Here is a 269-nt window from a genome sequence, read left to right on the forward strand (position 1 = left end):
CGGACGCATAGCTCAGCTGGATAGAGTACCTGGCTACGAACCAGGCGGTCGGAGGTTCGAATCCTCCTGCGTCCGCCACTTCTCCTTGAGTGGTTAAATAATAAAGGTAGGAAACAGGAAGTCGAAGGTTCACCTTCAAAAAATACGTCCTGCGTCCGCCACTTTTCTTTAGGTGGTTAAATATAAAGAAGTTGGAAAACTATACATTCATAACGGACGCATAGCTCAGCTGGATAGAGTACCTGGCTACGAACCAGGCGGTCGGAGGT

Annotated in this window: 1 tRNA gene; it reads left to right on the forward strand. The window is 48.7% G+C overall.

The window, feature by feature from the left end:
* Position 1 precedes the first annotated feature (1 nt).
* Positions 2–78 (forward strand) — tRNA-Arg (locus EXT48_RS23595).
* The last annotated feature ends 191 nt before the right edge of the window (positions 79–269 follow it).

This window comes from Pseudoalteromonas sp. CO348, from assembly GCF_004208845.1.
GTDB classification, from domain to species: Bacteria; Pseudomonadota; Gammaproteobacteria; order Enterobacterales; family Alteromonadaceae; genus Pseudoalteromonas; species Pseudoalteromonas maricaloris.